We start from the raw sequence: 12,294 nt of genomic DNA on the forward strand, positions 1-12,294 counted from the left end.
ATGCGTCTCGTCATCGACCTCCAATCCTGCCAGAACGGCGCGGCCCGCTCGCCGGCCGCCGTGCTGGCGCTGGCCCAAGCGCTGGTGCGCGGCGCCGCCGCCCGTCCCGTCCCGCACACCGTGCTGATCGCCTACGCCGCCAGCCAGCAGCAACAGATCGACGCGCTGCGCCAGGCCTTCGACGGCCTGCTGCCGCCGCCACAGCTGCTCAGCTACGCCACGCCCGCCTTGGGCGGCTGGCCGCAGCAGGCCGCCGTGCTGGTGCGCGACGGCTTCCTGGCCAGCCTGAATCCGGACGCCGTGTTCGCGCCCGGCCTGTTCGACATCCCGCTCAGCGACACCGTCTACGGCCCCGGCCCGGAGCACGCGCTGATGATCTACAGCAGCGCCGAAGCCGGCGACGAACGCCAGCAGGAATGCCTGCGCCACGCCGCCTTGGTGGTCGAGCTGCCGGACGGCGCCGAAGCACAGGCCGAGGCCCTGGCCGCGCGCCTGTGGCAGCAATTTGAAAACGCCCACAAGGCCGCCGTGGAACACCGCGACGGCGCCGCCGCCGGCCGTCCGCGCCTGGCCTACATCTCGCCGCTGCCGCCGCAAAAATCCGGCATCGCCGACTACAGCGCCGAAGTGATCGCCGAGCTGGAAGCGTATTACGACATCGAACTGGTGGTGGCCGACGACAGCCTCGCCGCGATCGCCGCCACCCCGCTGGGCCAGCGCCTGCCGCTGCTGACGCCGGCGCAGTTCGAGCAGCAGGCGCAGCGCTTCACGCGCCTGCTCTACCACTTCGGCAACTCCAACGCCCACCAGTACATGTTCCCGCTGCTGGAACGCCATCCGGGCGTGGTGGTGCTGCACGACTTCTTCCTCAGCGGCGTGCTCGACAACATGGAGCGCGACGGCGTGCAGGAGCAAGCCTTCCTGCAGGCGCTGTACGCCTCGCACGGCCACACCGGCCTGCTGTCGCACAAGGAGCACGGCCGCAATCCGTCGATCTGGACCTTCCCCTGCAATAAGACCGTGCTGGACCAGGCCGAGGGCGTGATCGTCCACGCCGAGTTCTCGCGCACGCTGGCCGAACAATGGTACGGTCCCGGCAGCGCCGACCAGTGGCAGGTACTGCCGCTGCTGCGCGGCCAGGCCGACCTCGACGCGCCCGCGCAGGCGCGCGCCGCCGCCCGCGCCGCGCTGGGCCTGAAGGACCAGGACTTCCTGGTCTGCAGCTTCGGCATGCTGGGCCCGACCAAGCTCAATCACCGCCTGCTGGACGCCTGGCTGGCCTCGCCGCTGGCGCAGCAGCCGAACTGCCAGCTGGTGTTCGTCGGTGAAAACGAAGGCGGCCAATACGGCGCCGAGCTGCTGGCCAAGATCGCCGCCAGCCCGGCCGCCGCCCGCATCCGCATCACCGGCTTCGCCAGCGCCGACGACTACCGCAACTACCTGGCCGCCAGCGACACCGCCGTCCAGCTGCGCACCCAGACGCGCGGCGAAACCTCGGCCTCGGTGCTGGACTGCCTGCTGCACGGCGTGCCGACCATCATCAACGCCCACGGCGCCGCCGCCTCGATCCCAGCCGAGGTGCTGGTGCAGCTGCCGGACCTGTTCGAAGACGCCCAGCTGAGCGCCGCGCTGGCGCAGCTGCACGCCGATCCGGCGCGCCGCGCCGCGCTGGCCACGGCCGGCCGCGAGCACGTGCGCGTGCACCACGCGCCGGCCACCGTCGGCCGCCAGTACTACGACGCCATCGAAGACTTCGCCCGCAGCAGCGCACAAGCCCATTACCGCCGCACCCTGGCGGCGCTGGGCGCGCTGCCCGGCCATCCGGACCAGGTGCAACTGGCGTCGGTGGCCACGGCGCTGGCCGCCAACCAGCCATCAACCACGCCGCGCCAGCTGCTGATCGATATCTCGGCGCTGGTCCAGCATGATCCCAAGACCGGCATCCAGCGCGTGGTGCGCAGCATCCTGCTGGTATTGCTCAACGCCCCGCCGGCCGGCTACCGCGTCGAACCGGTGTACAGCGACGGCGGCAACCGCAGCTACCGCTACGCGCGCCGCTTCACCCAGCAGATGCTGGGCGTGGGCGCGCCATGGACCGCGCCGGTGACCGAAGACGCGCCGATCGAAGTGCGCGCCGGCGATACCTTCCTCGGCCTCGACCTGGCCACCAACATGACCACGCAAAACCAGCCGCAACTGCTGGCGCTGCGTCGCCGTGGCGTGGCCGTGTGGTTCGTGGTGTACGACCTGCTGCCCATGCTGCGCCCGGAATGCTTCCCCTTCGGCGCTGAAAAATACTATGGCGACTTCCTCGACACCATCGCGCTGGCTTCGGACGGCATCGTCACGATTTCGCGCGCCGTGTCCGACGAGCTGGCCACCTGGCTGTCGCAGCGGCCGAACCGCCGCGTCGCCCCGCTCAAGCTGAGCCACTTCCACCTGGGCGCCGACATCGACGCCAGCGCCCCGAGCAGCGGCCTGCCGGCCAACGCCGAGCGCGTGATGGCAGCCCTGAAAGAAGCACCGACCCTGCTGATGGTCGGCACGCTGGAGCCGCGCAAGGGCCAGGCCCAGGCGCTGGCCGCCTGCGATCTGCTGTGGGCCAAGGGCGTGGCGGTCAACCTGGTCATCGTCGGCAAGAACGGCTGGATGGTCGACAACCTGGCGCAGAAACTGGAAAATCATCCGCAGCGCGAGCAGCGCCTGTTCTGGCTGTCCGGCCTGTCCGACGAAATGCTGCTCAAGCTATACGAAAACTGCGCGGCGCTGCTGGCGGCTTCGGAAGGCGAAGGCTTCGGCCTGCCGCTGATCGAAGCGGCCCAGCACCGCCTGCCGATCATCGCGCGCGGCATTCCGGTGTTCCGCGAAGTGGCGGGCGAGCACGCCTACTACTTCGACGGTTCCGCGCCGGCCGACCTGGCCGACGCCATCGAAGCCTGGCTGGACCTGCACGCGCAAGGCCGCGCGCCGCAATCGGCCGGCATGCCTTGGCTGACCTGGCAGCAGGCCGCGCAGCAACTGATGGACGCCACCATCCACGGCGGCAGCCACGGCAGCCTGGCCGCCGACAGCCTGACGCCGCAGTTGCTGGTCGACGTTTCGGCCATCGCCCGCCATGACCTGAAAACCGGCATCCAGCGCGTGGTGCGCGCGCAGCTGCTGGAACTGCTGCGCGCCGAAGGCAAGGACTTCCAGGTGCTGCCGGTCTACCTGAGCGACGAAGGCGGCTGGCACTACCGCCACGCGCGCCGCTACCAGCACGAGCTGGCCGGCACCGACAGCGGCGGCGTGCACGACGACGAAGTGGTGATCGGCGCCGGCGACGTGTTCTACAGCCCGGACTTCTTCCCGCGCGCCGTGATCGAAGCGAGCCGCGCCGGTCTGTACGCGCGCTGGCGCGCCGCCGGCGTGCAGATCAACTTCCTGATCCACGACATCCTGCCGGTGCTGCGTCCGGAATTCTTCCCGCCCAACACCGACGCCGAGTTCGGCGAATGGCTGCACGCCATCAGCGCCGACGCCGACCGCCTGGTCTGCATCAGCGGCGCAGTGGCCGACGAAACGCGCACCTGGCTGACGCAGCACGCGCCGCAACGCCCGCTGCCGCAGTTCGCCGTGCTGCACCACGGCGCCGACCTGTCGGCCTCGGCCGGCGCTGCGGCCCCTGCCGCTTCGGACGCCGCCGCGACAGCCTTGCCGGACGACGCCGCCGCCGTGCTGGCCGACCTGGCCGCCCATCCAAGCTTCCTGATGGTCGGCACCATCGAGCCGCGCAAGGGCCACCTGCAGGCGCTCGACGCCTTCGAGCAGCTGTGGTCCGAGGGCGTCGATGCGCGCCTGGTGATCGTCGGCGGCGAAGGCTGGCGCGGCCTGCCGGACGACCAGCGCCGCACCATTCCGACCATCATGGCGCGCCTGCGCGGCCATCCGGAACTGGGACGCCGCCTGCTCTGGCTGCACGGCGTCAGCGACGCCTACCTGGAACAGCTGTACCAGCACAGCGCCTGCCTGCTGGTGCCGAGCGAAGGCGAAGGCTTCGGCCTGCCGCTGATCGAAGCGGCCCACCACCGCCGGCCGCTGCTGGTGCGCGACATCCCCGTGTTCCGCGAAGTGGCGCAGCAGCACGCCCACTACTACCAGGGCGGCGGCGCCGAACTGGCGGCGGCCGTGCGCCTGTGGCTGACGCTGCACGCCGACGGCAAGGCCCCGGCCTCGACCGGTATCGCCGGCCGCACCTGGGCCGACAACGCCCGCCAGCTGAGCACCCTGCTGTTCAGCCCCTCACTTAACACCGAAAGCACAGAAAGCCCTTCCGCATGAGCGCCACTCTTCCCGCACGTCCGGCCGTCGCCGTCGTCATCCCCAGCTACAAGGTCACGCGCCACATCATCGGCGTGATCGCCGGCATCGGCCCCGAGGTCGACCACATCTACGTGATCGACGACAAGTGCCCGGACCAGTCCGGCGCCTTCGTGCGCCAGCACTGCACCGACCCGCGCGTGAAGGTGCTGCAGCATGAGGAGAACCAGGGTGTCGGCGGCGCCGTGATGACCGGCTACCAGGCCGCCATCGCCGACGGCGTGGACATCATCGTCAAGGTCGACGGCGACGGCCAGATGGACGCGCGCCTGATCCCCAGCTTCATCGCGCCCATCGTCAACGGCGAGGCCGACTACACCAAGGGCAACCGCTTCTTCGACCTGGAGCAGATCAGCCAGATGCCGCCGATGCGCCTGTTCGGCAACGCCGTGCTGTCGCTGATGACCAAGCTGTCGTCCGGCTACTGGGACTTGTTCGACCCGACCAACGGCTTCACCGCCATCCACGCCGGGGCCGCGCGCCACATCCCGTTCGCCAAGGTCAGCCGCCGCTACTTCTTCGAGACCGACATGCTGTTCCGCCTCAACACCATCAACGCGGTGGTGGTCGACGTGCCGATGGACGCCCACTATGGCGACGAGGTCAGCAACCTGAAGATCTCCAAGATCGTCACCGAATTCCTGTTCAAGCACGTGCGCAACTTCGGCAAGCGCATCTTCTACAACTACTACCTGCGCAATATGTCGCTGGCCTCGATCGAACTGCCGCTGGGCCTGGTCATGCTGGTGGCCGGCTCGGTGTACGGCCTCAGCCATTGGATCGCTTCGGCGCGCGCCAACGTCTCGACCTCGGCCGGCACCGTCATGCTGTCGGCATTGCCGGTGCTGATGGGCATGCAGCTGATCCTGGCCTTCCTGGCTTACGACATCGCCTCGGTGCCGCGCCGCCCGGTGCACCTGCGCCTGGCCGCCGGCCTGGGCCTGGGCCGGAAGACCCATGCCTGAGCGGCTGTTCTTCCTGCAGCGCCAGTTCATGGTCTTCGTCGCCGGCGGCGTGCTGTCGGCGCTGGTCGATATCGGCCTGATGCAATTGCTGCTGTCGACCGGCGCCGCGCCGCTGGCGGTGGCCACCAGCGCCGGCTTCGCGGCCGGCCTGATGGTCAACTACGCCTTCCATGCGCGCGTCACCTTCAGCCGCATGACCCAGCGTCACAGTCTGTTACGCTACGCTTGCGTGGTGGCGCTCAACTACGCCATTACGCTGGCCGTGGTGGCGCTGGCGCAATCGCTGCTGGGCATGCCGCTGGTCGGCAAACTCCTTTCGCTGCCGCTGGTAGCCGCCAACGGTTTTCTTTTGAGTAAATACTGGGTATTCAAATGAATCAAGAAACGCAAGCCGTTCCTGCTCCTGCCGCTGCTCCTGCCGCTGCTGCTCCGACCCTGACCTTCGCGCCGGTGCGCTGCGACGACGCCGCGCTGGCGCTGTACGGCCAGTTGTTCGCCGCCTGCTTCCCCGGCACGGAAAAGTTCACGCCCGCGTATCTGCGCTGGCTGTACGCCGACAATCCGGACGGCGGCGTGGCCGGCTATGACGCCTGGGACGGCGAACGCCTGGCCGCGCACTACGTGTGCGTGCCCGGCATGGCCACCGTCGGCGGCCAGGAAGTGCGCGTGCTGCTGTCGCTGAATACCGCGACCCACCCGGACTACCAGGGCAAGGGCCTGTTCACCAAGCTGGCCGCGCTGACCTACGACAGCGCCCGCGAACAGGGCTACGACGCCGTGTACGGCGTGGCCAACGCCAACAGCACGCCCGGCTTCATCCGCAAGCTCGGCTTCCAGCTGGTGCGTCCGCTGGAAGCGCGCGTGGGCGTCGGCGGCGTCGGCACGCCGCCGCACGGCCAGGGCGTGGCCGCCAGCTTCGAACGCGTGCGCTCGCCGACAGCGCTGGCCTGGCGCTGCGCCAATCCCGACAATCCGGTGCGCATGCGCCGCAACGGCGCGCTGTGGCGCTTCGACGCCGCCGCCCTGCCACTGACGCGCGCCTACGGCGAACTGGCGCTGCCGGCCGACCCTGCGCTGGCGCAGGCGGCCGCCGCCACCGACGGCGCCTGGGCGCCGGCCCGCTTGTACCTGGGCCTGGTGCCGGACGCCGAACGCCGCTTCACCGGCTACCCGACCATCCCGGCGCGGCTGCGCCCTTCGCCGCTGAACCTGATCTACCGTTCGCTGTCGGGCCGCGTGGCGCAGCTCGATCCGGCCGCGATCCGCTTCAGCTTCCTCGACTTCGATGCCTACTAACGCCATCAACGAGCCGGCCGCGCTGTTCCTGTTCGCCCACCAGGACGACGAATACGGCGTGTTCCAGGCCATCGAGGCCAGCCTGCGGCAGGGCCGCCGGGTCGCTTGCGCCTATCTGACGGCCGGCGCCCACGGCAGCGCCGCGCGCCGCAACGCCGAATCGCTGGCGGTGCTGACCGCCATGGGCGTGGCGGCGGATGACGTGGTGTTTGCCGGCGACCAACTCGGCATCGTCGACGGCACCCTGCCGCGCAATATGGACGCGGCCGGCGCCTGGCTGGCGGACTGGCTGGGCGGCTTCCAGCGCGTCGAGCTGATCTGCGTGACCGCCTGGGAAGGCGGCCACCACGACCACGACGCCCTGCATTTCCTCACCGCCCACGCGGCCGCCGGCCTTGGCTTGGGCGAGCGCGTGCGCCAGTATTCGCTGTACAACGCCTTCCAGCGCAGCGGCCCGTGGTTCAACGTGCTGGCGCCGCTGGCGGCCAACGGCGCGGTCGAGCGCAGCGCCATCGGCTGGCCGGCGCGGCTGCGCCACCTGGCGCGGCTCGGACGCTACCCGAGCCAGTGGAAAACCTGGCTCGGCCTGTTCCCCTTCGTGCTGTGGCACTACCTGCGGCACGGCTGCCAGCAATTGCAGCCGGTGGCGTTGGCGCGCCTGGACCAGCGCCCCCACGACGGCCCGCTGTACTACGAGAACCGCCGCTTCTACACCTGGGACGCGATGCAGCGCGACATGGCCGGCTGGCTGGCGGCGCAACGCCAACGCGCCAACGGCGGCCACCAGCAATGACGGCTGATGCAAGCGCCGGCGCCGCTGCCGGATCGGCCGAGCTGCGCGGCGAACCGCCGCTGGTGGTCGACCTCGACGGCACGCTGTGCTATTCCGACACCCTGTGGGAAGCGCTGCTGCTATTCCTCAAGCACCACTTCTGGCAAGCCTGGCGCCTGCCGCTCTGGCTATTGCTCGGCAAGGCCGGCTTCAAGGCCGCGCTGGCCGAGCGCATCGCGTTGGAACCGGGCGCGCTGCCGTATGACCAGACCCTGCAGCGCGAGCTGGAGCGCCAGCGCGCGCAAGGCCGCCGGCTGGTGCTGGCCACCGGCGCCGACCAGCGCTGGGCCGAGCGCCTGGCCGCCCACCTCGGCCCGTTCGAACAGGTGCTGGCCTCGGCCGGCGGCGTCAACCTGACATCGCGCGCCAAGGCCGACGCGCTGGTGCGGCTGTACGGCGCGCATGGCTACGACTACATCGGCAACAGCCGCGCCGACCTGGCGGTCTGGCAGAGCAGTCGCCACGCGTATTCCGTGACACGCAGCCCGTTCCGGCTGGCCGACGGCAGGCAAACCCAGCACATGGGCAGCATGCGCGCCCTGCCGCTGGCTGCGCTGTGGCGGGCGATGCGGCCGCGCCAGTGGCTCAAGAACCTGCTGGTGTTCGTGCCGATGCTGGCCGGGCACGCGCTCAACGCCGGCGCGCTGGCGCAGTCGCTGCTGGCCTTCGCGGCGTTTTCGCTGTGCGCCTCCAGCGCCTACCTGCTCAACGACGCGCTCGACGCCCACGACGATCGCCGCCATCCGGACAAGCGCCGCCGCCCGCTGGCGGCCGGCACGCTGCCGCTGCCGCTGGCGCTGGCGGCCAGCCCGCTGCTGGCGCTGGCCGCGTTCACGCTGTGCGCGCTGTTCGACCCGCTGCTGCTGGCGGTGGTCGGCATCTACTTCGCGGCCACGCTGGCGTACTCGCTGCGCCTCAAGCGCATGCTGATGATCGACATCGTCACGCTGGCGTTGCTGTACACCGTGCGCATCCTCGGCGGCTGCGCCGCCACCCTGATCGCGCCCTCGTTCTGGCTGCTGGCGTTTTCGTTCTTCGTGTTTCTCAGCCTGGCACTGCTCAAGCGCTACAGCGAACTGTTCAACCTGCACAGCCGGGGCCAGGACAAGAGCAGCGGGCGCGGCTACACCGTCGCCGACAAGGCGCCGATCAGCACCATGGGCATCAACAGCGCTTTCCTGTCGGTGCTGATTTTCATGCTGTACTTTAATTCGCAGACCGTGCTGACCATGTACCGCCACCCGTATTTCCTGCTCGGCATCGTGCCGCTGCTGGTGTTCTGGCTGGGCCGGCTGTGGACGCTGGCCTTCCGTGGCCAGGTCAACGAAGACCCGGTGCTGTATGTCAGCCGGGACAAGGTCAGCCTGGCGGTGCTGGCGCTGTGCCTGGTCCTGGTGCTAGCCGCCACCTTTTAACCGCAGCGACGACCGCCGTGACATTTGGCTATATTTCACTGCTGAAATACAGTTAGAATTGGCGTCGCCTTAAACTTGCCATCCTGAATACCTTAATGAACAACCAAAAAAACCTGGATTGGATCCAGATGTTGCGCGGCATCGCCGCCCTGCTGGTGGTGCTGTGCCACGCCCGCTACGCCCTGCTCAACACCGAGGGCTTCGGGCTGGCCCAGCAACTGCTCATGCCCGGCGCGAGCGGGGTCGACCTGTTCTTCCTGATCAGCGGTTTCATCATGTGCTATTCCACCGCCGGCTCGGACGGCAGCCCGGCCGAGGTGGCCCGCTTCGCCATCAAGCGCTTTGCCCGTGTGTGGCCGGTGTACGCGGTGGTGACGCTGGTGGCGATCTTCGCGCTCAGCGGCGGCGTCGAGTACTTCCACGACCCCGCCAAGCGCGCCACCTTCTGGCACTCGATCGCCATGGTGCCGGCCAATCCGCGCTACATGCCGTACTTCTCGCTGTCACTGGAACAGGGCTGGACGCTGCTGTTCGAGATGTATTTCTACCTGATGTTCGTGGTCAGCATGCTGTTCCGCCGCCTGCGCTGGGTGGCCCTGGCCGCCTGGGTGGCACTGACGGTGATCGCCCCGCAACTGGGCGCCTACGACATGAGCATTTCGCGCGACTTCGGCTATTCGGTCGGCTACCTGAGCATCGTCACCAGTCCCTTCGTGCTGGAGTTCGTCGCCGGCGTGCTGATCGGCTGGCTGTACCTGCAGCCTTGGTTCCGCATCGGCAACCGCCAGCTGGCCTGGCATGCGCTGGGCCTGGGCGTGGCGTTTGCGCTGTGGGCCATCTATTCCGGCGCCACCGTGATCCATGGCCCGACCCAGTGGGGCTGGCCGCTGGCGCTGATGGTGACGCTGATGGCGCTGGCCAGCAAGACCGTGCGCATTCCGGTGCCGCCCTTCTTCCTGTGGCTGGGCGCGATCTCGTATTCGCTGTACTTGACCCATTTGATCGCGCACGGCCTGGTGCGGCGCGCGATGGAAGCTTACGGCCTCGGCCACCTGTCGCACACCTGGGGCTTCATCTTCATCTCGACCGCCTGCGCGCTGCCGCTGGCGGCGCTGTCGCACCACTTGCTGGAGCAGGGCCTGTCGAACCTGGTGCGCAATGCCCTGCTGCGCCTGGTGCCGGCCAAGCCGCAGCCGCAGTCGCAACCGGTGCAGGCGGCGGCGCCGACGATTGCCCATTTGTCCCGCTGACGCTATCATCCGCCCTTGGCCCGAAATGCTAGAAAGATAATATGACTGTGTTCCGCTTGACCCCAACCCAGCGGCAGGCCGCAGCCAGCTACGGCCTGCCGCTGGCGCTGCTGACCGTGCTGCTTTACCTGATCCTGCGCAACACCGGCGCCTATCCGGTGGTGTTCGCCGACGAATGGCTGTACAGCAAATTCGCCCGTCTGCAGCCCTTGAGCGATTCGCTGGTGCCGTCCTATCTGTACCTCAAGCTGTTCGGCCAGACCAACGCCTGCGGCGAAGGCTTCCTGCAATGCGCGCGCGTGCTCAACGCCGTGCTGTTCGTGGCCGCCGCCCCCTTCATCTACCTGGTGGCGCGACCGCTGACCGGCCGCCTGGCCGCCGGCGCCATCGCCGTGCTGGCGCTGCTGTCGCCGATCAGCAGCTACACCGCCTACTTCATGCCGGAAGCGATGTACTACTTCGGCTTCTGGGTGCTGACCTACACCCTGCTGCGCAGCGGCGCGCTGCGCCCGCAATGGCGCGCGACGCTGGCCTACGGCCTGCTGGGCGGCGTGCTGCTCGGCCTGCTGTGCCTGGTAAAAGTGCACGCGCTGTTCCTGTTGCCGGCGCTGTGCCTGTTCATCGTCTACGCGCGCTTCAGCGCCAGCCGCAAGGACTGGCTGATTCCGGGCCTGGCCGCCGCCGTGCTGGCCGCCGTGGCCGCGCTGGCGGTCAAGACCGCGCTGGCCTGGCTGCTGGCCGGACCGGTAGGCCTGAACCTGTTCGGCAGCTTCTACGGCGGCCACGTCAACAATAGCGGGCACGGCCTGGGCCGCCTGCTGGCGCCGTTCCTGCGCAACTTCCAGGGCCATGCGATGGCGCTGCTGGTGCTGTTCGGCTTCCCTATCCTGATGATCGCCAGCGCCGCCGCCAGCGCCGCCGTGCGCACCGCGCTGGGCCGCCACGGCCGCGCCCTGCTGCTGTACACCTTCCTCATGCTCGGCTGCGCGCTGGGCATGACGGTGGCCTACACCGCCTCCATCGCCGACGCCGGTCCCAACGAAATCATCCGCCTGCACCTGCGCTACTACGACTTCACCTTCCCGCTGCTGATGATCGCCGGCGTGGCCGTGGCCGGCCATGGCGCGCACGCCAGCCTGCGCACGCGCGCCCTGCTGGCCGCGCCGCTGGCGCTGCTGGTGGCGCTGGCAGCTCGCTTCCTGCTGCCGGCCTACCTGACCTCGCCCATCGACAGCCCCGAGCTGTTCAGCCTGGCCGGCAAGAGCCCGCTGCCGCTGTACCTGATGGCCGCGCTGACGCTGGCGCTGGTCGCGCTGTGGGTGGCGCAACCGCGCCGCGCCGCGCCGCTGTACCTGATGGTGCTGCTGCCGCTGGCCGCGCTGGCCGGCGAGGCGGTCAATGTCACGATGTTGCAACGCCTGCAGCAGCCGTCCGTCTACGACAAGGCCGGCCGCTTTGCGCACAGCTTCCTCGATGCCGCCGACCGCGACGCCCTGAGCATCGCCGGCGCCGACCTGGCCGGCATGATGCGCGCCCAGTTCCATGTCGACAGCGCGCACTCGACCACTATCGAGCTGCAGCCGGGCGCGCCGTTCGAGCTGACCCAGACGCCGGCCCGCCAGCGCTGGCTGCTGGTGGTCGGCCCGCACCGCCTGCCGCCGGAGCTGACGCCGCTGGTGGCCACCAACGAGTACGCGCTGGTGCGCCTGAACCAGGGCAGCCGCCGCCTGTTTGAAATCCCGATGTCGCAGCCGCTGGCCAACGGCGCGCTGGAAGGCGTGACCGGCCTGGCCGACGCCGAACCGTGGGGCGTGTGGTCGAACGCCGACGTGGTCACCCTGCGTTTCGCCAAGCCGCTGCCGCCACACCTGGCGGTGCTGATCAACGGCCGCGCCTTCGGCCCCAACGCCGGCCTGCCGTTCACGCTGCACGCGGGCGACGACAAGGGCGAAGGCGCCACCTTCCGCCTGCCGGCCAATCCGCAGGAAGTGTTCCTGCGCCTGGAGACCGACGGCCAGCAGCGCGAACTGCGCATCCGCGTGCCGCGTCCGACCACGCCGCTGGAAGTGGGCGCGGGCAACGACCAGCGCCGCCTCGGCATCGGCCTCATCAGCGTTGAAATCGGCGAGGCCGCTGCGGTCGCTCCTACGCCTGCCACCAATTAACCACTGCCTTCA

At 69.4% G+C, this 12,294-nt stretch carries 8 protein-coding genes; all 8 read left to right on the plus strand.

Going from position 1 to position 12,294, the window contains the following annotated elements:
• The 8 genes from ACXZ1M_RS08595 to ACXZ1M_RS08630 all read left to right on the plus strand — a co-directional run bounded on the left by ACXZ1M_RS08595 (position 1) and on the right by ACXZ1M_RS08630 (position 12,282).
• A complete protein-coding gene (locus tag ACXZ1M_RS08595) occupies positions 1-4,320 on the plus strand; it encodes a glycosyltransferase (RefSeq protein ID WP_459052755.1) in 4,320 nt (1,439 codons plus the stop codon).
• Positions 4,317-5,324 (plus strand): glycosyltransferase family 2 protein, encoded by a 1,008-nt coding sequence (locus ACXZ1M_RS08600; protein ID WP_459052756.1) that lies wholly within the window; start codon positions 4,317-4,319, stop codon positions 5,322-5,324. Before ACXZ1M_RS08595 ends, ACXZ1M_RS08600 begins: the two co-directional genes overlap by 4 nt.
• Entirely contained in the window at positions 5,317-5,700 is a 384-nt protein-coding gene (locus tag ACXZ1M_RS08605) for a GtrA family protein (RefSeq protein ID WP_459052757.1), read from the plus strand. Before ACXZ1M_RS08600 ends, ACXZ1M_RS08605 begins: the two co-directional genes overlap by 8 nt.
• Positions 5,697-6,620 (plus strand): GNAT family N-acetyltransferase, encoded by a 924-nt coding sequence (locus ACXZ1M_RS08610; RefSeq protein ID WP_459052758.1) that lies wholly within the window; start codon positions 5,697-5,699, stop codon positions 6,618-6,620. The genes ACXZ1M_RS08605 and ACXZ1M_RS08610 overlap by 4 nt, the downstream gene beginning before the upstream one ends.
• Positions 6,610-7,413 (plus strand): PIG-L deacetylase family protein, encoded by an 804-nt coding sequence (locus ACXZ1M_RS08615; RefSeq protein ID WP_459052759.1) that lies wholly within the window; start codon positions 6,610-6,612, stop codon positions 7,411-7,413. The genes ACXZ1M_RS08610 and ACXZ1M_RS08615 overlap by 11 nt, the downstream gene beginning before the upstream one ends.
• The gene (locus ACXZ1M_RS08620) at positions 7,410-8,867 is read left to right on the plus strand and encodes a UbiA family prenyltransferase (RefSeq protein ID WP_459052760.1); all 1,458 of its coding nucleotides are present in this window, start codon (positions 7,410-7,412) and stop codon (positions 8,865-8,867) included. The genes ACXZ1M_RS08615 and ACXZ1M_RS08620 overlap by 4 nt, the downstream gene beginning before the upstream one ends.
• Positions 8,868-8,962: 95 nt before the next feature.
• Positions 8,963-10,117 (plus strand): acyltransferase family protein, encoded by a 1,155-nt coding sequence (locus ACXZ1M_RS08625; protein ID WP_459052761.1) that lies wholly within the window; start codon positions 8,963-8,965, stop codon positions 10,115-10,117.
• Between the two features lie 41 nt (positions 10,118-10,158).
• Positions 10,159-12,282 carry a DUF7024 domain-containing protein gene (locus tag ACXZ1M_RS08630; protein WP_459052762.1) on the plus strand — a complete coding sequence of 708 codons (2,124 nt, stop codon included), beginning with the start codon at positions 10,159-10,161 and terminating at the stop codon, positions 12,280-12,282.
• The last annotated feature ends 12 nt before the right edge of the window (positions 12,283-12,294 follow it).

Source organism: Duganella paludis, from assembly GCF_054461335.1.

Excerpts from the sequence above, each read along its gene's own strand:
- ACXZ1M_RS08610 (WP_459052758.1), top strand. The coding sequence starts at position 5,697 with ATGAATCAAGAAACGCAAGCCGTTCCTGCTCCTGCCGCTGCTCCTGCC.
- ACXZ1M_RS08620 (WP_459052760.1), top strand. The coding sequence starts at position 7,410 with ATGACGGCTGATGCAAGCGCCGGCGCCGCTGCCGGATCGGCCGAGCTG.
- ACXZ1M_RS08595 (WP_459052755.1), top strand. The coding sequence starts at position 1 with ATGCGTCTCGTCATCGACCTCCAATCCTGCCAGAACGGCGCGGCCCGC.
- ACXZ1M_RS08605 (WP_459052757.1), top strand. The coding sequence starts at position 5,317 with ATGCCTGAGCGGCTGTTCTTCCTGCAGCGCCAGTTCATGGTCTTCGTC.
- ACXZ1M_RS08625 (WP_459052761.1), top strand. The coding sequence starts at position 8,963 with ATGAACAACCAAAAAAACCTGGATTGGATCCAGATGTTGCGCGGCATC.
- ACXZ1M_RS08615 (WP_459052759.1), top strand. The coding sequence starts at position 6,610 with ATGCCTACTAACGCCATCAACGAGCCGGCCGCGCTGTTCCTGTTCGCC.
- ACXZ1M_RS08600 (WP_459052756.1), top strand. The coding sequence starts at position 4,317 with ATGAGCGCCACTCTTCCCGCACGTCCGGCCGTCGCCGTCGTCATCCCC.
- ACXZ1M_RS08630 (WP_459052762.1), top strand. The coding sequence starts at position 10,159 with ATGACTGTGTTCCGCTTGACCCCAACCCAGCGGCAGGCCGCAGCCAGC.